Source organism: Pseudomonas sp. GL_139_B (genome assembly GCF_057834475.1).
On record NZ_CM174403.1, the window covers coordinates 247,480 to 268,644 of the forward strand.

At 58.6% G+C, this 21,165-nt stretch carries 18 protein-coding genes and 1 pseudogene; 9 read left to right on the forward strand and 10 right to left on the reverse strand.

Features of this window, described 5'->3' with window-relative positions; translation table 11 throughout:
* Positions 1-255: 255 nt before the first annotated feature.
* Positions 256-639: a PaaI family thioesterase gene (locus tag AC3ISI_RS01115; protein WP_489335091.1), complete on the reverse strand. Its 384-nt coding sequence runs from the start codon at positions 637-639 to the stop codon at positions 256-258.
* Positions 639-2,963, reverse strand: a complete 2,325-nt coding sequence (locus tag AC3ISI_RS01120; RefSeq protein WP_489335092.1) for a Tex family protein — start codon at positions 2,961-2,963, stop codon at positions 639-641. The genes AC3ISI_RS01115 and AC3ISI_RS01120 overlap by 1 nt, the downstream gene beginning before the upstream one ends.
* A gap of 361 nt (positions 2,964-3,324) precedes the next feature.
* Between AC3ISI_RS01120 and ompR the strand changes: the two genes are divergently transcribed.
* Positions 3,325-4,065 carry an osmolarity response regulator transcription factor OmpR gene (gene ompR, locus AC3ISI_RS01125; protein WP_007949203.1) on the forward strand — a complete coding sequence of 247 codons (741 nt, stop codon included), beginning with the start codon at positions 3,325-3,327 and terminating at the stop codon, positions 4,063-4,065.
* A gap of 103 nt (positions 4,066-4,168) precedes the next feature.
* Positions 4,169-5,482 (forward strand): ATP-binding protein, encoded by a 1,314-nt coding sequence (locus AC3ISI_RS01130; protein WP_489335093.1) that lies wholly within the window; start codon positions 4,169-4,171, stop codon positions 5,480-5,482.
* A gap of 128 nt (positions 5,483-5,610) precedes the next feature.
* On the opposite strand, the gene rimK is transcribed toward AC3ISI_RS01130, so the two are convergent.
* A complete protein-coding gene (gene rimK, locus AC3ISI_RS01135) occupies positions 5,611-6,516 on the reverse strand; it encodes a 30S ribosomal protein S6--L-glutamate ligase (protein ID WP_489335094.1) in 906 nt (301 codons plus the stop codon).
* Positions 6,513-6,992 carry a retropepsin-like aspartic endopeptidase RimB gene (gene rimB, locus AC3ISI_RS01140; protein WP_007949200.1) on the reverse strand — a complete coding sequence of 160 codons (480 nt, stop codon included), beginning with the start codon at positions 6,990-6,992 and terminating at the stop codon, positions 6,513-6,515. The genes rimK and rimB overlap by 4 nt, the downstream gene beginning before the upstream one ends.
* A gap of 216 nt (positions 6,993-7,208) precedes the next feature.
* Here rimB and AC3ISI_RS01145 point away from each other — a divergent pair, with 216 nt between their 5' ends.
* From AC3ISI_RS01145 to ltrA, 4 genes are all read left to right on the forward strand, one after another.
* Complete coding sequence (locus AC3ISI_RS01145; RefSeq protein WP_489335096.1) at positions 7,209-7,616, forward strand: RNA-binding S4 domain-containing protein; 408 nt, start codon at positions 7,209-7,211, stop codon at positions 7,614-7,616.
* Between the two features lie 421 nt (positions 7,617-8,037).
* Positions 8,038-8,940 (forward strand): Hsp33 family molecular chaperone HslO, encoded by a 903-nt coding sequence (hslO, locus tag AC3ISI_RS01150; protein WP_489335097.1) that lies wholly within the window; start codon positions 8,038-8,040, stop codon positions 8,938-8,940.
* A gap of 180 nt (positions 8,941-9,120) precedes the next feature.
* Positions 9,121-10,662, forward strand: coding sequence for a phosphoenolpyruvate carboxykinase (locus tag AC3ISI_RS01155; RefSeq protein WP_489335098.1), 1,542 nt, complete (start codon positions 9,121-9,123; stop codon positions 10,660-10,662).
* 478 nt (positions 10,663-11,140) lie between these two features.
* Positions 11,141-12,457: a group II intron reverse transcriptase/maturase gene (gene ltrA / locus AC3ISI_RS01160; RefSeq protein ID WP_489335100.1), complete on the forward strand. Its 1,317-nt coding sequence runs from the start codon at positions 11,141-11,143 to the stop codon at positions 12,455-12,457.
* A 114-nt stretch (positions 12,458-12,571) separates the two neighbouring features.
* On the opposite strand, the gene AC3ISI_RS01165 is transcribed toward ltrA, so the two are convergent.
* The 5 genes and pseudogenes from AC3ISI_RS01165 to AC3ISI_RS01185 all read right to left on the reverse strand — a co-directional run bounded on the left by AC3ISI_RS01165 (position 12,572) and on the right by AC3ISI_RS01185 (position 16,059).
* Positions 12,572-13,843 carry a type II toxin-antitoxin system HipA family toxin gene (locus AC3ISI_RS01165; protein WP_489335101.1) on the reverse strand — a complete coding sequence of 424 codons (1,272 nt, stop codon included), beginning with the start codon at positions 13,841-13,843 and terminating at the stop codon, positions 12,572-12,574.
* Entirely contained in the window at positions 13,840-14,337 is a 498-nt protein-coding gene (locus tag AC3ISI_RS01170) for a helix-turn-helix domain-containing protein (RefSeq protein ID WP_489335102.1), read from the reverse strand. The genes AC3ISI_RS01165 and AC3ISI_RS01170 overlap by 4 nt, the downstream gene beginning before the upstream one ends.
* A gap of 258 nt (positions 14,338-14,595) precedes the next feature.
* Positions 14,596-14,805, reverse strand: a pseudogene (locus AC3ISI_RS01175) (EamA family transporter); the annotation flags it as partial.
* 225 nt (positions 14,806-15,030) lie between these two features.
* Positions 15,031-15,330 carry a hypothetical protein gene (locus tag AC3ISI_RS01180; protein WP_489335103.1) on the reverse strand — a complete coding sequence of 100 codons (300 nt, stop codon included), beginning with the start codon at positions 15,328-15,330 and terminating at the stop codon, positions 15,031-15,033.
* A gap of 453 nt (positions 15,331-15,783) precedes the next feature.
* On the reverse strand, positions 15,784-16,059 hold the full coding sequence (locus AC3ISI_RS01185) for a hypothetical protein (RefSeq protein ID WP_489335104.1): 276 nt from the start codon (positions 16,057-16,059) through the stop codon (positions 15,784-15,786).
* 777 nt (positions 16,060-16,836) lie between these two features.
* Between AC3ISI_RS01185 and AC3ISI_RS01190 the strand changes: the two genes are divergently transcribed.
* The 3 genes from AC3ISI_RS01190 to AC3ISI_RS01200 all read left to right on the forward strand — a co-directional run bounded on the left by AC3ISI_RS01190 (position 16,837) and on the right by AC3ISI_RS01200 (position 20,551).
* Positions 16,837-18,771 carry a RecQ family ATP-dependent DNA helicase gene (locus tag AC3ISI_RS01190; protein WP_489335105.1) on the forward strand — a complete coding sequence of 645 codons (1,935 nt, stop codon included), beginning with the start codon at positions 16,837-16,839 and terminating at the stop codon, positions 18,769-18,771.
* 103 nt (positions 18,772-18,874) lie between these two features.
* Positions 18,875-20,101 carry a 3-hydroxyacyl-CoA dehydrogenase gene (locus tag AC3ISI_RS01195; protein ID WP_489335106.1) on the forward strand — a complete coding sequence of 409 codons (1,227 nt, stop codon included), beginning with the start codon at positions 18,875-18,877 and terminating at the stop codon, positions 20,099-20,101.
* Positions 20,102-20,131: 30 nt separating this feature from the next.
* Positions 20,132-20,551, forward strand: coding sequence for an acyl-CoA thioesterase (locus tag AC3ISI_RS01200; protein WP_489335107.1), 420 nt, complete (start codon positions 20,132-20,134; stop codon positions 20,549-20,551).
* A 71-nt stretch (positions 20,552-20,622) separates the two neighbouring features.
* Here the strand turns inward: AC3ISI_RS01200 and AC3ISI_RS01205 are convergent, their stop codons facing one another.
* Complete coding sequence (locus AC3ISI_RS01205) at positions 20,623-21,111, reverse strand: glycine zipper domain-containing protein (protein WP_489335108.1); 489 nt, start codon at positions 21,109-21,111, stop codon at positions 20,623-20,625.
* Positions 21,112-21,165 lie beyond the last annotated feature (54 nt).

A 21,165-nucleotide genomic window follows, 5' to 3' on the forward strand; every position in this document is an offset into this window, starting at 1 on the left:
GTGGGCAAGACGGTCTACAAGGGTGAAGTTAAAACTGGCGTTTTCGCCTGGTTTTTGAGCCGCACAGAACTACTGGCAGCCGGCCAAGGATCGATCGCCGCAATCCCCTGTGGGAGCGAGCCTGCTCGCGATTAGGGAGTGTCAGTCAACGTTGAAGTCGTCTGGCACACCGCAATCGCGAGCAGGCTCGCTCCCACAGGAAACTTCGGCGCTGCGGTCACAGCGCCGAAATTAACTCAAATGGGTGACATCTAGCTACAGGACAGCGAACGTGCCTTGTGCTTTTGCGACCAGTTTGTCGCCTTGCATCACGTCGGCCTCAACCACCAAGGTGCGGCGGCCCGGGTGGATCACCCGCGCCGTGCACATCACTTCACCGTCTGAAACGGCGCGAATGTAGTTGATCTTGCATTCGATGGTCGCGCTCTGCTGGTCAAAGCCATGGGTGCTGGAACAAGCCAGCCCCATGGCAATGTCCACCAGACTGAATAAAGCCCCGCCGTGCAGCTTGCCGCCGCGATTGCGCAGCTCCGGTTCCAGCGCCAGGGCGACTTGCGCCACCCCGGTTTCCAGGCTGTGCAGGCGACACCCCAGCAGCTTGAAAAAGGCGCTTTCGGTGTACCCGGCAGGGATGTCCATCAGCGTTTCTTCAATTGCTTGGCGTTGGCGAACAGCGACGCCATCGCGTTGTTGCTCGGGGCCGCTGCGGTGGTTTCCTTGCGCGGTGCGCTGTTCTGGGACTGGCGTGGCGCCGACCCCGGACGTGCACCGCGAGCGCCATCGATTTTCTCGCCCGGGGTGTCGCTCATGCGCATCGACAGGCCCACGCGTTTGCGCGGGATGTCGATTTCCATGACCTTCACTTTCACCACATCACCGGCCTTCACCGCTTCACGCGGATCCTTGATGAACTTCTCCGAAAGCGCAGAGATATGCACCAAACCGTCCTGATGCACGCCGATGTCGACGAACGCACCGAAGTTGGTCACGTTAGTGACGACGCCTTCGAGGATCATGCCCAGTTGCAGGTCCTTGAGGTCTTCGACGCCTTCCTGGAACTCGGCGGTCTTGAACTCGGGACGTGGATCGCGGCCAGGTTTTTCCAGCTCTTGCAGAATGTCGGTGACCGTTGGCAGGCCGAAAGTTTCGTCGGTGTACTTCTTCGGATCGAGACGTTTGAGGAAGCTAGCGTCGCCGATCAGCGAGCGGATGTCGCGGTCGGTTTCAGCGGCGATGCGCTGCACCAGCGGATAGGCTTCCGGGTGAACCGCCGACGAATCCAGCGGGTTGTCGCCGTTCATCACGCGCAGGAAACCTGCGGCTTGTTCGAAGGTTTTTTCGCCCAGACGCGCGACTTTCTTCAACGCGGCGCGGGTTTTGAAGGCGCCGTGCTCGTCACGGTGGCTGACAATGTTCTGCGCCAGGGTCGCGTTGAGCCCGGAGATGCGCGCCAGCAGCGCCACGGAGGCGGTGTTGACGTCGACGCCCACGGCGTTCACGCAGTCCTCGACCACCGCGTCCAGGCCGCGCGCCAGTTTCAGCTGCGACACGTCGTGCTGGTACTGGCCGACACCGATGGATTTCGGATCGATCTTCACCAGCTCGGCCAGTGGATCCTGCAAGCGACGGGCAATCGACACTGCGCCACGGATCGACACGTCCAGGTCCGGAAATTCCTTCGAAGCCAGCTCCGACGCCGAGTAAACCGATGCGCCGGCCTCGGAAACCATCACTTTGGTCATCTTCATCGCTGGGTATTTTTTGATCAGTTCAGCGGCCAGCTTGTCGGTTTCGCGGCTGGCGGTGCCGTTGCCGATGGCGATCAGGTCGACCGAATGCTTGGCACACAGGGCAGCGAGAATCGCAAGGGTCTGATCCCATTTGTTGTGTGGCACGTGCGGGTATACGGTGGCGTGATCCAGCAACTTGCCGGTGGCGTCGACCACGGCAACTTTGCAGCCGGTGCGCAGGCCCGGGTCGAGACCCAGCGTGGCGCGAGGGCCGGCCGGAGCCGACAGCAGCAAATCGTGCAGGTTGTGCGCGAACACGTTGATCGCTTCGGTTTCCGCGCCATCGCGCAACTCACCCAGCAGGTCGGTTTCGAGGTGGGTGTAGAGCTTGACCTTCCAGGTCCAGCGCACCACTTCACCCAGCCATTTGTCGGCGGCGCGGTTCTGGTTCTGGATACCGAATTGCTGGCCGATCATGCCTTCGCATGGGTGCATGGTGCCCGGCAGTTCGTCACCGACTTTCAGCGCAGAGCTCAGAATGCCTTCGTTGCGGCCACGGAAAATAGCGAGTGCGCGGTGCGACGGCATGCTTTTCAGCGGTTCATCGTGTTCGAAGTAGTCGCGGAACTTGGCGCCTTCCTCTTCCTTGCCGGCGATGACGCGGGCACTGAGGGTGGCTTCTTGCTTCAAGTAGCTGCGCAGTTTGTCCAGCAGGCCGGCGTCTTCGGCGAAGCGCTCCATGAGGATGTACTTGGCGCCTTCGAGGGCTGCCTTTACATCGGCCACGCCTTTTTCGGCGTTGATGAAGCGTGCGGCTTCGGTGTCTGGCGTCAGGGACGGGTCGTTGAACAGGCCGTCGGCCAGCTCGCCGAGGCCGGATTCCAGGGCGATCTGGCCCTTGGTGCGGCGCTTCTGTTTGTACGGCAGGTACAAGTCTTCGAGGCGGGTCTTGGTGTCGGCGAGTTTGATGTCGCGCTCGAGCTGTGGTGTCAGCTTGCCTTGCTCTTCGATGCTGGCGAGGATGCTGATGCGCCGTTCGTCGAGTTCTCGCAGGTAGCGCAGACGCTCTTCCAGATGACGCAACTGGATGTCATCGAGGCTGCCGGTCACTTCTTTCCGGTAACGGGCGATGAAGGGAACGGTAGAGCCTTCATCGAGTAGCGCGACGGCCGCTTCGACCTGTTGTGGGCGTACACCGAGTTCCTCGGCGATGCGGCTGTTGATGCTGTCCATAAAACCACCTGACAAATTGTGAAAGCAGGCTCGCAGGCGCAGAATCAAAGGCTCTGCGAGTCTGGTTGAGCGGCCTGGCCTGCGCCGCTGCCTGGATCAAAGGGCACCCCATTGACCCGTGAAATCGAACAATTACTGCGGGCGGCAGGGAAATAAATAGCGCCTGCCTGTAGTACCTGTCTGATGTTGCCTGACACAAAACGCCGCGCATTATAACCAGCGTTCGCGTGTTCTGGGGCATCGCGGGCGGGAAGGGGAATGGCCGGTTTACTGGCGGTGGAGGAAAAATCTGCTAACAATGCACACGGTGCGTATAACGGCAGCTACGCCATAATGCGCGCCGAGATCAAAGGAGCATCTAATGAGCAGCACTGCAAACACTGCTGAAGGCGAAAAAATTCTTATTGTTGACGACGATCCGGGGCTCAGCAGCCTGCTGGAACGTTTTTTCGTCAGCAAGGGCTACCGCGCCCGCGCCGTTCCGAACACCGAGCAAATGGATCGCCTGCTGGCGCGCGAAGTGTTCAATCTGGTCGTCCTCGACCTTATGCTGCCCGGCGAAGACGGCTTGACCGCCTGCCGCCGCCTGCGCACGGCGAACAATCAGATCCCCATCATCATGCTGACCGCCAAGGGCGACGAGCTGAGCCGTATCAAAGGCCTGGAACTGGGCGCCGACGATTACCTGGCCAAGCCGTTCAACCCGGACGAACTGATGGCTCGCGTCAAAGCGGTCCTGCGTCGTCAGTCGACGCCGGTACCGGGTGCGCCGGGCAGCGAAGACGAAAGCGTGACCTTCGGTGATTACGTACTGTCGCTGGCGACCCGCGAACTCAAGCGTGGTGACGAGGTGCACATGCTCACCACCGGTGAGTTTGCCGTCCTCAAGGCATTGGTCATGAACGCGCGTCAGCCACTGACCCGAGACAAACTGATGAACCTGGCCCGTGGCCGCGAGTGGGATGCCCTGGAGCGTTCGATCGACGTACAGATATCCCGTCTGCGCCGGATGATTGAACCTGATCCGTCCAAGCCGCGCTACATCCAGACTGTTTGGGGCGTGGGCTACGTGTTCGTTCCGGATGGCGCCGCCACCAAGTGATCGGCGATTTGTAGGAGCGGGTCTTGCGGACGAAGTTGCCCGCAGACTCGCGATCCGCAATATGCGAGCATCGCTCGCTCCTGCAAGTGTGTAGCGGCTATCCATGAAAACCCCCGTTTGGTTCCCCCAAAGCTTCTTCTCCCGCACCCTTTGGCTGGTGCTGATCGTTGTCCTGTTTTCCAAGGCTCTGACCCTGGTTTATCTGTTGATGAACGAAGACGTGCTGGTGGACCGTCAATACAGCCATGGTGTCGCCCTGACGCTGCGCGCCTATTGGGCCGCCGATGAAGAAAACCGCGCGAAGATCGCCGATGCCGCCACGCTGATCCGGGTGGTGGGGGCCGGCGTGCCGGAAGGTGAGCACCATTGGCCGTACAGCGAGATCTACCAGCGGCAGATGCAGGCCGAACTGGGTGCCGAAACCGAAGTCCGGTTACGCATGCACTCGCCACCGGCGCTGTGGGTCCGGGCGCCAAGCCTGGGCGATGGCTGGTTGAAAGTGCCGCTGTACCCGCATCCGTTGCGTGGACAGAAAATCTGGAACGTGCTCGGCTGGTTCCTCGCCATTGGCTTGCTGTCCACTGCGTCGGCATGGATTTTCGTCAGCCAGCTCAATCAACCGTTGAAGCGTCTGGTGTTTGCCGCAAGGCAACTTGGCCAGGGGCGCAGTGTGCGATTGCCCATCAGCGACACCCCAAGTGAAATGACCGAGGTGTATCGCGCCTTCAACCAGATGGCAGAAGACGTCGAGCAGGCCGGACGAGAGCGCGAATTGATGCTGGCCGGTGTGTCCCACGACTTGCGTACGCCCTTGACCCGATTGCGCCTGTCCCTGGAGTTGATGGGGGATCGCAACGATCTCACCGACGACATGGTGCGCGACATCGAAGACATGGACGCGATCCTCGACCAGTTCCTGGCGTTCATTCGCGATGGCCGTGACGAGTCGGTGGAAGAGGTGGACTTGAGCGACCTGGTCCGCGAAGTCGCTGCGCCGTACAACCAGAACGAAGAAAGGGTGCGGCTGCGCTTGGAGCCGATCCAACCGTTTCCATTGCGGCGGGTGTCGATGAAACGCCTGTTGAACAACCTGATTGGCAATGCCTTGCACCACGCAGGTAGTGGCGTTGAGGTGGCGGCCTATGTCTCTGGTGATACCAGCGCGCCATATGTGGTGCTGAGTGTCATGGACCGCGGGGCGGGGATAGATCCCGCTGAACTGGAAGCGATCTTCAACCCGTTCACACGGGGTGATCGTGCCCGCGGAGGGAAGGGAACTGGTTTGGGGCTAGCGATTGTGAAGCGGATTGCTTCGATGCATGGTGGGAATGTTGAATTGCGCAATCGTTCCGGTGGCGGATTGGAGGCCAGGGTGCGGTTGCCGTTGGGGCTGATGTTGCCTCGGGATGCGGTTTAACAGCTGACATCTTGGCTGAGGCTGATGGCCCCTTCGCGAGCAGGCTCGCTCCCACAATGAGTACGCGGTCAACTGTGGGAGCGAGCCTGCTCGCGAAGGCGGCCTCCCTGCCGCCCCATAAGTCTGGGTTAACCCTTACCCTTGGTCCGCGTCATATTCGGCCCGCCATTCTTCTCCAAATGCTCAATGATAATCCCCGCCACATTCTTCGCGGTGGTGGTTTCGATCCCTTCCAGACCCGGTGACGAGTTCACTTCCATCACCAGCGGCCCGTGATTGGAACGCAAGATATCCACACCTGCCACTGCCAGCCCCATCACCTTCGCTGCACGTAACGCGGTCATGCGTTCTTCCGGTGTGATCTTGATCAGGCTGGCGCTGCCACCCCGATGCAGGTTGGAGCGAAACTCTCCAGGCTTGGCCTGGCGCTTCATCGCTGCAATCACCTTGTCACCGACCACGAAGCAACGAATGTCGGCACCGCCGGCTTCTTTGATGTACTCCTGAACCATGATGTTCTGCTTCAAGCCCATGAACGCTTCGATCACCGACTCTGCCGCCGTCGCCGTTTCACACAGCACCACGCCAATGCCTTGGGTACCTTCCAGCACCTTGATCACCAGCGGGGCGCCGTTGACCATGTCGATCAGGTCGGGAATGTCGTCCGGTGAGTGAGCAAACCCGGTCACCGGCAAACCGATCCCGCGACGTGACAGCAATTGCAACGAGCGCAGTTTGTCCCGCGAACGGGCAATGGCCACCGATTCATTGAGCGGAAACACGCCCATCATTTCAAACTGACGCAACACGGCGCAGCCATAAAACGTTACCGACGCACCGATCCGGGGGATCACCGCGTCGAAACCTTCCAGCGGCTTGCCGCGGTAGTGGATCTGCGGCTTGTGGCTGGCAATGTTCATGTAGGCGCGCAGGGTGTCGATCACCACCATTTCATGGCCACGTTCGGTACCGGCTTCAACCAGACGACGAGTGGAATACAGACGCGGGTTCCGCGACAGCACAGCGATCTTCATGCAACACCTGTGGAGGAGGTAGATACCGGGAACACCGGCTTGTCTTGTACGTACTTAATGCCTGGATTGACCACCAATTGGCCGTGAATCAAGGCTTTTGAACCGAGTAACAGGCGATAACGCATGGACTTGCGGCAGGCGAGGGTGAACTCGACCCGCCAGACCCGATCACCGAGGGCCAGGGTGGTGCTGACCACGTATCGCTTCTGCGCGTGACCGTTGGAGCTTTTAATGGTTTTCATCGTCACCAGCGGTGCTTCGCAGCGTCGATGACGCAATTGCACGACCGTGCCCAAGTGCGCGGTGAAGCGCACCCACTGCTCGCCATCGCGCTCGAACGGCTCGATGTCGGTGGCATGCAGGCTGGAAGTGCTGGCACCGGTGTCGATTTTTGCCCGCAGGCCCGCGACTCCCAAATCCGGGAGCGCCACCCACTCGCGCAGACCGACAACGGTCAAATGGTCAAATGTCTTCAAAGTTGCTCAACCGGTAGAAACCGCTCGGCCCGCAAGAGGCCGAATTTGCGGTATTCACGCAGAATAATGGTTAAAAGGCGACAGATATCTACGGCCCGGATTTCCAGCCCCTCGGGGAGGTTCTGGAATGCGTGCATTGTAATCCGAGCCGGCGCAATTCTTGGTACGACTGAAACGGTAGTACAGTTCAGCAATATTTCAGAGTGAGGAAATTCCATGGCACAAAAAAATGAAGAGGACGACAAAGTCCGTCTCGATAAGTGGCTATGGGCCGCGCGTTTTTACAAAACCCGTGCCTTGGCCAAGGCGGCGATTGAAAGTGGCAAGGTGCATTGTCGGGGCGAGCGTTGTAAGCCAGGCAAGGAGCCGAGGGTCGGCGACGAGTTTGTGATTCGCGCCGGTTTCGAAGAGCGTACGGTGGTGGTTCAAGCGTTATCCATTGTTCGCCGTGGCGCGCCGGAGGCTCAGACGCTGTATGCCGAAACCGAGGCCAGCGTCGCCAAGCGCGAAAACGCCGCTGCCCAGCGCAAGGCTGGTGCGCTGGGGATGACCACTGATGGCAAACCGAGCAAGAAACAGCGACGGGATTTGTTCAAGTTCCGTGGCAGCAGCAACGATGAGTAAGTCAGAAATTTCTCGGGCGATGTTCAGTTCGTCATCGCGGGCAAGCCCGCTCCCACAGGGATATGCGGTTTACTGTGGGAGCGTGGCTTGCCCGCGATCGAGTGCGCAGCACTCGCCAGATGCCACCGGATCTAAGGGAAGACTTGCAATTGCCCTAATGAGCAACCATATCGGGTGATTCGCCAGCGAGCAGATAAACAGCCGCTCGTCGCAAATCACCACAGCCTCTGCGCCATGGGCCATAACCAGAAGGCCAGCGGCGTCAGTGACCAAGGATTGCGAACCTTGCACCTTGCTTGGAACAAGCCCGGATTGTTCATAAAATGCCGGCCATGGCCGAGCGTTGCGCATCCAAGGGTGTTTGCACACACGTGATCTTGACCGTTGAAACCCATTGTCACCACTTCAGATACCCAGACCTATGACCGACCTACCGGATAACGACTTCACCCAACGCTTCATCTTCGATGACAGCGACACCCGTGGCGAGCTGGTCTCGTTGGAGCTCAGCTACGCCGAAGTCCTGGCCAAGCACGCCTATCCGGAACCGGTCCAGCAACTGCTCGGTGAACTGATGGCGGCCGCCTCGCTGTTGGTCGGCGCGCTGAAGTTCGATGGCTTGCTGATCCTTCAGGCCCGTTCCGACGGCCCGATCCCGCTGCTGATGATCGAGTGCTCCAGTGAACGCGATATTCGCGGCCTGGCCCGATACGAAGCCGACCAGATCGCCCCCGACGCGACGCTCGCCGACCTGATGCCCAATGGTGTATTGGCGCTGACGGTCGACCCGACCCATGGTCAGCGATATCAGGGCATCGTCGACCTCGACGGCGAAACCCTGTCCGAGTGCTTCACCAATTACTTCGTCATGTCCCAACAGGTCGGCACCCGTTTCTGGCTGTACGCCGATGGCCGTCGTGCCCGCGGCCTGCTGCTGCAGCAACTGCCCGCCGACCGCTTGAAAGACGAAGAAGAACGCGCCGCCAGCTGGCAGCACATTACCGCGCTGGGCAGCACCCTGACCGCTGATGAACTGCTGAGCCTGGACAACGAAACCGTACTCCATCGCCTCTACCACGAAGAGCAGGTGCGCCTGTTCGACGTACAAAAACTGCGCTTCCGTTGCAGTTGCTCGCGCGAACGTTCGGCCAATGCTCTGGTCAGTTTGGGTCTGGAAGATGCGCAAAATCTGGTGGTCGAGCACGGTGGCAACATCGAGGTCGATTGCCAGTTCTGCAACCAGCGTTACCTGTTCGATGCCGCCAATATCGCCCAATTATTCGCTGGTGCAGGCGTCGACACGCCGTCAGATACCCGTCACTAAAACGGTTCAGCGCAGGTGAATTCACTGGTTAGTGCCGGTATTACGCCGTAACGACGGGAGGGCCCTACTTTTTTTGGGCTTTTCTGGCATAATCCGGCGCACTTTTTATCGCGGTAGTAGCGCACGACTTTCTACTACAAAACGTTTGGAGCACTCGGCCATTGGCCGACGGGGAACCTCATGACGCAAGCCAATAACGCCGTGTACACCGACCTGAGTGTTGATGCTCTGGTTAAAGAAGCCCTGAATCGCGGTGAAGGCGAGCTTGCCGATACCGGCGCACTGGTTGTACGTACCGGTCACCGTACCGGCCGTTCGCCAGTCGACCGTTTCATCGTTGAAGAGCCGACCACTCAGGCCGCTATCGCCTGGGGCCCGATCAACCGCAAGTTCCCGGCCGACAAGTTCGATGCCCTGTGGGACCGCGTTGAGGCGTTCAACAATGCGCAAGAGCATTTCGTTTCCCACGTTCATGTAGGTGCGTCTGCCGACCACTACCTGGCCGTGAAAATGACCACTCAGACTGCCTGGCAGAACCTGTTCGGTCGTTGCCTGTTCATCAACCCGGCCCAGTACAACCCGGCTGGTCGTGATGAGTGGCAGGTGCTCAACGTTGCCAACTTCGAATGCGTTCCAGAGCGTGACGGCACCAACTCCGACGGGTGCGTGATCATCAACTTCGCACAGAAGAAAGTGCTGATCGCCGGCATGCGTTACGCCGGTGAAATGAAGAAAGCCATGTTCTCGGTGCAGAACTTCCTGCTGCCGGCCGCCGACGTGCTGCCAATGCACTGCGCTGCCAACATCGGTGAAGCAGGCGACGTGACCCTGTTCTTCGGTCTGTCCGGCACCGGTAAAACCACCCTGTCCGCCGACGAAAGCCGTTACCTGATCGGTGACGACGAGCACGGTTGGGGCGAGGGCGTGGTGTTCAACATCGAAGGCGGTTGCTATGCCAAGTGCATCGACTTGTCCGAGAAGAACGAGCCAGTCATCTGGAAAGCCATCAAGCACGGTGCCGTCCTGGAAAACGTCGTTATCGATGACGCCAAGCACGCCGACTACGACGACGTCAGCCTGACCCAGAACAGCCGCGCAGCCTATCCGCTGGAGCACGTTGCCAAGCGTTCCGAGAAGAACCTCGGTGGCGAGCCAAACGCTGTGATCTTCCTGACCTGCGACCTGACCGGCGTACTGCCGCCCGTGTCGATCCTCAGCGAAGAACAAGCGGCCTACCACTTCCTGTCCGGCTACACCGCACTGGTGGGCTCGACCGAAATGGGTTCCGGCAGCGGCATCAAGTCGACCTTCTCCACCTGCTTCGGCGCACCGTTCTTCCCGCGTCCGGCTGGCGAATACGCAGAGCTGCTGATCAAGCGCATCCGCGGTTTCGGTTCGAAGGTTTACCTGGTTAACACCGGCTGGACCGGCGGTGGCTACGGCGTCGGCAAGCGCTTCAACATTCCGACCACCCGCGCAGTGATCGCAGCGATCCAGAGCGGCGCGTTGATCGGTGCTGAAACCGAACACCTGGACACCATCAACCTCGACGTGCCATTGGCTGTACCGGGCGTTGAAACCGGCCTGTTGAACCCACGTAACACCTGGGCTGACCAGGCTGCTTACGATGAATCGGCTAAAGCACTGGCCGGGTTGTTTGTTGAGAACTTCCAAAAGTTTGAAGTGAGCGACGCGATCAAGGCTGCTGGGCCGAAGTTGTAAGATTTGGTCTGAAACACTGAAAAGCCGCCCCTCGGGGCGGCTTTTTTTGTGGTGCGCCCAGCATGGGCGCAATCTTGCGGGTGAAAGTCCCGCCGTAAGCTGACCACAGCGAACGAAGTGAAGCGCAACCGTATGAGGGCGACCGAGTGTGGGGAGGAAGCGTGAATCGAAACCGCGAGCCGATGAACAAGAACCGGATACAAGGCGATGCCGATCAGGGCGAGCGGGCCATAAATCGCGAAGCTCTTGTGGTCAAGGGTCAGGCAACGTAAATCCGGCGGTTGTGCGGGGAAGGATTGCGTTCTTACCTGGGGAGATCTCGCCTTGTGCCTGAAAGGGCGACGGCGCGAGCCGGAGCGAGAAGTCAGCAGAGGCCGTAGTAGTCTTTTTTTTTGACGAAGGGCCGAACGAGAGAAAGCGTTATAGGCCATGTTGATGCGAACGACCGGAAGTCAGATGCCTGCCAAACGCGGGGCGGATGGAGACTGCGAACGGTGAAGCCGTGAGAAGCTCCGCCAGCGACGAGGTCAATCGCCCGCAAAATGAAACCGACAACGCAGGGCAAGGGCTGCTGGAACGGGCCTTTGCGAGAGAAAACCTGAAGCGGGCGTGGAAGCGGGTCAAGGCCAACAAAGGTGCAGCAGGAGTCGACGGTCTGGATATTGAACAGACGGCCGAACATCTGCTGACCCAATGGGCGGCGATTCGTGAACAGCTTCTTTCAGGCGTCTACCGGCCCAGTCCGGTACGGCGTGTGGTCATTCCCAAGCCTGACGGTGGTCAGCGTGAGTTGGGTATTCCGACGGTCACCGACCGTTTGATCCAACAGGCGCTGCTGCAAGTCTTGCAACCGCTACTCGATCCAATCTTCAGTGAGCACAGCTACGGTTTTCGTCCGGGACGTTGTGCGCAGGATGCCGTTCTAGCGGCCCAGCGTCATATGTCTTCGGGCCGGAAAGTGGTGGTGGATGTTGACCTGGAGAAGTTCTTCGACCGGGTCGACCACGACATTTTGATTGATCGCTTACGCAAGCGGATTGCGGATCGGGCGGTTATCCGACTGATCCGGGCCTATCTGGATGCGGGAACGCTGATCAATGGCGCGGTCGAGAAAAGCCGCTGTGGGGCGCCGCAAGGCGGCCCGTTGTCGCCGTTGTTGGCGAATGTGCTGCTGGACGAAGTGGATCGGGAGCTTGAACGTCGAGGCCATTGTTTCGTGCGCTATGCCGACGATGCGAATGTGTATGTTCGCAGTCGTAGGGCAGGACAGCGGGTGATGGCTTTGCTGAAGCGCCTGTATGAAAAGCTGCACTTGATTGTCAACGAGAGCAAGAGTGCGGTGGCGAGTGCATATGGTCGCAAGTTTCTGGGCTACGCCTTCTGGGCATCTCCACAAGGCGTCAAAAGAGCGGTAGCGGTCAAGGCGCGCAAGCAGTTCAAGCAACGGATACGCGAGCTCACCCGTCGCTCAGGCGGTCGCAGTCTGCGACAAGTTGTCGAGAACCTACGCCCTTATCTTCTGGGCTGGAAAACTTACTTTGGGTTGTCACAAACGCCGAGAATCTGGCGAGAGCTAGACGAGTGGATGCGACACCGATTGCGAGCGATCCAGCTTAAACAATGGAGGCGTGGTCCGACGATTTACCGCGAACTGCGGGCTCTGGGAGCCAGCAGCGAATCGGCCCGGAAAGTGGCGGCCAACTCGTGTAGCTGGTGGCGTAACAGCCGGTTTGAGCTCAATCGAGTGCTGGATGTGGCGTGGTTCGACAGGCTGGGTCTGGTGAGACTCTCATAACCTCAATCTCTCGAACCGCCCGGTGCGGACCCGCATGCCGGGTGGTGTGGCAGGGGTACGGCCTATGAAGGCCGTCCCCTATGCCGATTGGGCGATATACAAGCAAAAACGAGCTCAAATGCTGGACCGGCGAAACGCTGGCGCCATGTTGTCTTGTTCGCGCTTCGACAGTCCCAGCGCGTCGGCCAGCGTTGGCCATTGGCTGACTACCTCTTGGAAACTCTCGATAATCTCTTTCACATCTACGCGGCTAACCCGAAAGTATTCGGCCACTTCGCGAGCGAGTTCCAGGTCCAGTGCGTTGTCGGCGTCTGTGATGTTGAGTTTCAATCCATCGGCGTGTGCTACTGGGTTCATGTCATAGGCATCTGACAGTCGCCATCCCCGACCAGGGTCAAGGAGAAAGCCATGGTTGCGCATGTGATCGTCAGTATTGGAGATCAGGATGTTGAACACGATACGAGACCACAGCTCGCGAAGGTCTGCGTTGGTTTCTGAGCCGTGCCTTATGAGCACTTCTGCCAATTCGAGATAGCTGGCGCCTACCGATGCATCGTCACCGTCCACGCGGTCGGTCATGGTCATGGCCGAGGCGAAGTGTAGCCGGCCACCCGATTCGGTCCGGTCGAAGCGTTTGACCATGAAGCAGTGATGATCGCTTGCGAATCGACGTGCCATGCCAGTTGCCACTCGCAAGCCGCAGTGATTCGCCAAGGCATTCACCACCATTTCCCAACCGCCGACGTCGTAGTCATCACGTGTGCTGGGAAACTTGGCGATCCATAAATGACCATGCTCGTCAGCAACGCTCGCCTTGGGTCTGGCGCCACCCAGTGAACCGCCGGGAGCTATCAGCATCCTTAGCCACTCGCGCCCATCCGGAGACGTGTTATCTGGATCACTCTCAAGCGCACGGCTAGCCTCCTCCAATGCACGTAGTTCCACAAAAGGGGGGGCTGCCAGGCCATCGCGATCATCCAGAAAATTACCTTCGTCGTTGAGCCTGTATCGAATTGCCCCGACTCGATAGAGGTCATGAACGCCCAGGAGGAAATCCGATTCGTAAAGCTTGGTTCCTTTGGGGGCCAACCCGTCACGGATATCCCGCTCCAGCCGGCGCTTCATCAGCAATTGGCCCCATCGGTCCGGGCTTGAATCGGCAAAAACACCAAATCGGGTCTGATGTTGACCAGGGAATTGTCGACCCTCAAAGAGGCCTATTCGCGGATCCAGTGATGTGAAGTTCAACTCAGGATCGGCCAAGGCAGTAGCGTCGAACTCGAACTCGAACACATTGGTGGAGCGAGCCCTTCTGGCATGCAGGAATCCCAGGCGCCTTGGTCCATTCAAGGATTCCCAGTCGGCATACACGGCTATCAGCGTCATTTTTCATCCATTGAAGATGTAGGTTTTTTTTTCTTGGTCAACAAATTGGATAGGGATTGGGTGCTGACAGGAAAGTCAGCGGCAAGATTGGGTTTCACTGTGGGTTTTCCCAATGCCCCGGTCTCCTTGTCCCGAGTAGCTGACGATACCTTCGCTGGAATCACATTGCGTACTCGTTGGCGTTTGATAACCGCTGAGCTTGTTCCTGAAGTCAGCTGCGCATCTTGTAGCTGACGCCCCACCTCATCCACTGCGGCGAGTTTGCTCAAGTCTTTCTCCAGGCCCAGCACCTGCATCACTGACAAATAAGCTCCCATTGTTACGCCTGACCCGCCTGACTCCAGAGAGCGCAGTGTCGTCAGGGACATGCCCGCCCTTTCTGCGACTTGTTTGGCTGTCAGCTTGCGGCGTAGACGAGCGAGTTTTAGCCGTTCGCCAAACTCCGAGAGTAGCCTGGATGCCAAGGGTAGGAGGGGCGCCGTTTTCTTAGCCATGTGCCATTATTCCTTCATTTATAGGCATTAACTGCCAGAATAATAGCACTTATGCGTGCGCGCGTTAGGTTGCTCAGTGCCTTGGGAAAAATTGTTCTGTCGCGTGTAACGACTCAAAATCACGCGCTGATCGAAATTTGACAAAGTACTTTGACTGCTATTATTCCAGCTGAAACCTTGATAAACAGCCAGAATAATGCCACTTAGAGTCCCCCTAAGTTCTTTCGGATGTAGGAAGTAGCGATAGGCGTCGTAGTTTTAGGTTTTCAGATGTAGAACAAATGCCCCTGCCAATACCAAAACAACACCCAGCACCTGTACCTTCGCCAGTCGCTCTTTGAAAAACACATAACCCAGAATCGCTGCGATCCCACCTGATAACGTACTGATCACCGTCATGACCGAAACCGAGCCCGCCACCCCCCCCCAAGCGAAAGACGAAAAGCCGCCAAGGTTCATCAGACTCGCCCAAGGCCGACGCTCATCTCTTAAGATCTCATCCATCTGTCGCACGCTTTCCATTAATTCATCAAAAAGCGTGCTCATGGTTTTCCAGTGTTCGATGACTTTTTTTCATCGTTCCCACGCTCCGCGTGGGAATGCAGCCCGGGACGCATTGCATCCCAAGAGCCGAACGCGGAGCGTCTGTAGAGACATTCCCACGCAGAGCGTGGGAACGAGCTTCAATTGGCCTCAGGCAGGCGCTTTCCAGCCCATCATGCGTTGTTGGGCGACTTGCATCAGGTCGAAGCCGTCCTGGGTCAGCAGGTAAAGTGCGTGGGTAATGTGGGGGATGTCTTCGACGTCGCCGTGTTTGAAGCAGATGCAGTGCAGGGTTTTCAGGAGGTCGCTGGAGGCTCGGATGCGCTGCATGGCAGCTTCGAGGATGTCCTGGGGATTTGCCTCTGTGTCGATGATCAGGGGCGGGGAATCGGTGAGGTTGGTTTGCAGGGGGCGGTAGCGATCGATCGTGAGCGGATTACATGTCTTCATTTTATGTAGCCTCAGATACATCAGAAGGAACCGCCGCCATCGTGACCAAGCGATGGGAGGCGGACTGTGTTCGGGTTGGTCAACCGGTGAGACCACACGCAAACCCGGCACGTCCGAAGACGTCCCAAACACAGCCGCCATAAAACGTACTGACGCAAAAGCGTCGGCAGCATACAACGGGTGCGTGCGTGGATCTAATTCGGGTGACCAAGCCCGAGTCACTGATTTGGCAGCGACGGTCACGACTATAGGTGTCAGCCGCCGTGCAGCGAAAGACGACAAAGGATCTGGAGCTGTAGGACCGGGATGAAGCTTTGATAGGGCGTTGCCTACGGACTTATCCCCAGCCGAAATATCTCTCGTTTGGTGGCATTCAGGCCTGCCGCGTTATCGTTCATCGTCGGAACGCCGCCCGGACCAAGCCCGGCTCCCACAGGGATTTTCATCCGGGCATCAACCAGCGGTAATTTTCGGCAGTCGTTGCCGGGCAATTTCGAGCAGTTCGTTGCCGTCTTGGGTCAACAGGTACAACGCGTTGACGATGTTTGGGATGTCGTCTGTATCAGCCTGTTTAAAGCACAGGCAATAAAGGGTTTCGAGCAGGCCGCTGGCGGCGCGGATGCGTTGTCGCGCGGCGTCGAGTATTTCGTGGGGATCTGCGTCAGTGTCGATGACCAGCACGGGTGTTGCGCTGTAACTGGTTTTGAGTGGGCGATAGCGGTCTTGCATGGGGTCCGTCCTGTTTTCAGCGGCGCGGCAAACTATAGGGGCGCGCATCCAGGCGTCGCAATACCGCGCAAATGGACGGGGTTTGTAGGGGATATACCGTCAATGTCGCCTTTTGCCTACATGATCCCCGAGTTTTTTCAGAAATACCCTTTGGGGGCGAATTTCCTACGGGGTTGTCAGGCGCAGTGCTTCCAGCCTCGGTAGGGTGCGCGTCAGAATCTGTAGGACGTTTCGAAAACGACTGTGCAACGCTTAAGATGAATCAGCCCGGCTCATGCTGCATCGGCGAGCAAAAGCCGGGTGTTTCAGGAGCAGAGGTTGATCGAGCAACTACGGGGGGCGTGTGAGTCACTTGACCCGCAGTTGTCAGGAAGTTCGCCAGGCCTGCTGGGCGGAACACTCCAGGGTGTCACACGTAGCGAGTATCGGAGGCTCTGCGGGGGGCCCGTCGCAAGCGCTCAGCAGCAGGGAGGTCAGGAGCAGCGCAATGGCAACAATCGGTTTGTGAAACATGGTCGTTCCTTGTTCAAATGCCGCGCCCATCAGGCGTCCTGCCGTGATGTGAAATGCGCGGACGGTTATTGTGCGAGAAAGACCTTACCGTCAGAGTGAGCGGCACTGCGAGGAACAAAGTGTTTCGTTTGTTTCATCCTGTGGCAAAGCTCCATAGAGTGACGCGGTATCATCCCGTATCGTTTTGGTCCCCGACCTTTTCTCGACTCGCAGCGTTTGCCGGCTAGGCTTTGGGCTTCGCAGCGGTCAACGGAGTGACAGCTTATGCACAACACCCTGGAACAGGTTTTCGGTTATCCACAGTTTCGACCGGGTCAGGAGGCTGCGGTCAGCGCGGTACTGGCCGGGCGCTCGGCGGCGGCGATTTTTCCCACCGGTTCCGGCAAGTCCCTTTGCTATCAATTACCCGCCTTGTTGCTGCCGCACCTGACGCTGGTAGTCTCGCCGTTGCTCGCGCTGATGCAGGACCAATTGGCGTTCCTGCAACGCCACGGCATTGCGGCGGGCAGTATCGATTCGGCGCAGAGTCGCGACGACGCCAGTGATGTGATGGCCCGGGCCAAGTCCGGCGAGTTGAAGATTTTGATGATCTCGGTGGAGCGCCTTAAAAATGAGCGCTTCCGTAACTTCTTGCAGCAAGTCCCCATTTCGCTGCTGGTGGTAGACGAGGCGCACTGCATTTCCGAGTGGGGCCATAACTTCCGCCCTGATTACCTCAAGCTGCCCGACTACCAGCGCCAGTTCAATATTCCACAAGCGCTGCTACTGACCGCTACCGCGACGCCCAAGGTGATCGCGGACATGGAGGCCAGGTTCGCAATCGCCCCGGAAGATGTCGTGACCACCGGTTTCTACCGGCCGAACCTCAACTTGTTGGTTGAGCCCGTACGCGGTCAGGACAAGCGCCGACGTCTGGTCGAGTGGATGAGCGAGCGCCCCCAGCAGCCGAGCATCGTCTACGTCACCCTGCAAAAAACCGCTGAACACATCGCCGAACACCTGGGGCGTAACGGCATTCAAGCCGAGGCCTATCATGCCGGGTTGCCCAACGATCAGCGCGAAGCCATCCAGAAACGGTTCATGGGCGGTCAGTCAAATTGCATCGTCGCCACCATCGCGTTTGGCATGGGCATCGACAAGAGTGACATCCGCAACGTGGTGCATTTCGACCTGCCCAAATCCATCGAAAACTACAGCCAGGAAATCGGCCGTGCCGGGCGTGACGGGCAACCCTCCGACTGTCTGGTATTGGCCAACCGCGATAGCCTCAACGTGCTGGAAAACTTCGTCTACGGCGACACTCCAGAGCTTGACGGTATCCGCAGTGTGCTCGATGAAATGCTCGCCGCCGCCCCTGAGGGGCAGTGGGAGTTTCTGTTGGGGCCATTGGCGGATCAGAGCAACATTCGCCAATTGCCGCTCAAGACCTTATTGGTTCAGCTGGAGCTGCGCGGCTTGATCGCCCCGCGTTACGCCTATTACGCCGAATACCGTTTCAAGTACTTGCAGGAGCCGGAAGCCTTGCTTGCGCGCTTCGAGGGCGAGCGCAAGGACTTCGTCGCCGCAATCATCCAGACCTCCAGCCGTGCGCGAACCTGGGCCACGGTGAATTTCGATGCGCTGTATGAGCAGCATCAGGCCGAGCGCAATCGGGTGGTCAAGGCACTGGATTACTTTCAGGAGAAAGGCTGGGTCGAACTTGAAAGCAAGCAGATGACAGAGGTCTACAGCCTGCTGAAAACAGACTTCGACAGTCAGGCGTTGAGTGCCGAGTTACATGCTTACTTCACCCAGCACGAACGTACAGAGATCGCTCGTATTCACGCGATGCTGGACTTGTTCGCCACCGACCATTGCCTGGGTTATCGCCTGGCCGAGTACTTCGGCGACGAAAACGCACCTCGGCAATGCGGGCATTGCTCGGTGTGTCACGGGCATGTCGCGCGACTGCCAGCACCACCGGAATTGCCGGCGCTTGTGGATAAAAACTTTGAAGCACTGTGCGGTGATTTTATCCACAGGCATGAGCAGCACACTGGCAACGTTCCATCGGCTGAGCGTGTGACTCGTTTCCTGTGCGGGATTAGTGTGCCGCTGTTTACCAAACTGAAGGCGCGGAATATTTCAGGGTTTGCGGCGCTGGAAGATTATCCGTACGCCGAGGTACGCGGTTGGGCCGAGGCGAATCTGCCGGGGTAAATCCATCCGCTGAATGTTGCTCATCACAGGAATAAATTTCAAAAACGCGCGATGGCTGACTATGGTGGGGGCTGTCTTTGGATCGCCAACACGAGAGAAAATCATGAGCCAGACGCCATTCAACATTCAGCGCGCCGCGGTCATCGGTGCAGGCACCATGGGCCGTGGCATTGTCATGTGTCTGGCCAACGCCGGGGTGCCGGTACAGTGGGTGGATAACAATCCGCAGATGCTTGAACAGGCACTGGCCACAGTGGCCGAAACCAATGCTCACAATGTGCGCCAAGGGCGCATCGATCAGGCCGAGGCAGACGCGCGCATTGCGCGAGTGACCGCAGCGGCGGACTACGCATCGATCCGTGACGTCGATCTGGTCATCGAAGCGGTCTACGAAAACCTCGAGCTGAAACAGACAATATTTCGTGAACTGGACGGGCTGCTCAAACCCGAAGCGATTCTGGCCAGCAACACCTCGGCGCTGGACATCGATGCCATCGCTGCTGTGACTCATCGTCCGCAGCAAGTGCTGGGCCTGCACTTTTTCAGCCCTGCACACATCATGAAACTGCTGGAAATCGTCCGTGGCGCCCAGACCGCATCGCCAGTGCTAGACGCTGCGCTGGCACTGGGCAAGCGCATGGGAAAGGTCAGTGTGGTTGCTGGCAACTGTGACGGTTTCATCGGCAACCGCATGCTCAATACCTACGTGCTTGAAGCACGCAAGATGTTGCTGGAGGGGGCTTATCCCTATCAGGTGGATGCAGCGCTGCAAGGTTTCGGTTTCGCCATGGGGCCGTTCCGCATGTACGACGTGGTTGGCGTCGACCTGGGCTGGCGGGCTCGTGAACTGGCGGGCACAGGACAGGATGCGCCGGAGGTTCAGGTGGATAACCGGCTGTGCGAACTCGGGCGTTTCGGTCAGAAGAGTGGCAACGGTTATTACCACTACGCGCCGGGCAGTCGCCAGGCCGAGCACGATGTGGAAGTGGATGCGCTGGTGTTGCAGGTCAGCGAAGGGCTGGACTTCCAGCGTCGCGAGATAAGCGCTGAGGAGATTCTTGAGCGTTGCCTGCTGGCACTGGTTAACGAAGGGGCGAAGATCCTTCAGGAAGGCATTGCCGCGTCGGCGCATGACATCGATCTGGTGTACGTCAACGGTTATGGTTTCCCGGCGGCGAAGGGCGGGCCAATGGCGTGGGCGGACCAGCAAGGATTGACGGACATTCATCAGCGCTTGATGGCGCTGGAAACCCGGCAGGGTGACCACTGGCGTCCGGCGCGCTTGATCGGCGAATTGGCAGAGGTGGGTAAAGGGTTTGCGGATCGGTAGACTTCAGCCACTTCAAGACGAGAGCTGCGTATGAATCAACGCACCGACTACCCACATTTCCAGCCCATCACCACCCGCTGGCACGACAACGACGCCTATGGTCACGTCAACAACGTCACCTACTACAGCTTTTTCGACACGGCGGTGAACACCTACTTGATCGAGGTCGGTGGCCTGGATATCCATGACGGCGAGGTGGTGGGTTTTGTCGTGAGTTCAGCTTGCGATTACTTTGCCTCCATCGCCTTTCCGGACCGGATCGAGATCGGCCTGCGGGTTGGCAAACTGGGCAACAGCTCGGTGCAATACGAATTGGCCGTGTTCAAGCACGGGGAAGACGAAGCCTGTGCGGCCGGGCGCTTCGTGCATGTCTTCGTAGATCGTGCTTCGAATCAGCCGGTATCGATTCCGGCCGGATTGCGTGGCGCGCTGGAGCGCCTGGTGGTTTAGACAGGGCAAAAAAAATCGCAGCCCTTGGGCTGCGATTTTTTGATGTATCGGCTAACGAGGTGATGGAAGCCTCAGTCGCGATAGTATTTGTGATGCTTGCGATGGCCATAGGCATGGCCGTGGTGACGGTGGTGGTCATCGTAGTAACGACGATCACCATGACCACGATAGGAGCCATGATCGCCGCCATCTTCATCATCGTATTTGTTGCCCATGTAGTTACCCAGCGCGCCACCGGCGCCGCCGCCTGCTGCGGCACCGATCAGGCTGCCTGAGGTGCCGCCCATGCTGCGACCGACCACGTTACCGCCTGCCGCGCCCAGCGCACCACCGATGGCGGCTTCGCCACGGCTGTGTTTGTTTGCGCCGACTGCGCTACCACCCGCGCCACCCAAGGCTGCGCCGATGGTGGAACCTGTATTGCCGCCTAAGGACTGACCGACGACCGAGCCAAGAACCCCGCCCAATGCGCCGCCCACACCTGCTTCGGTATTGCCGCCAGCAGAAGCAATGCCGCTAAACAAGCCAAGGGACAACAAGAGAATCGAGGAGAACTTCATGGAGGAACCTCAAGGGGATGACGACGCGATCCTGAGGCTGTGTCAGAGGTGTGA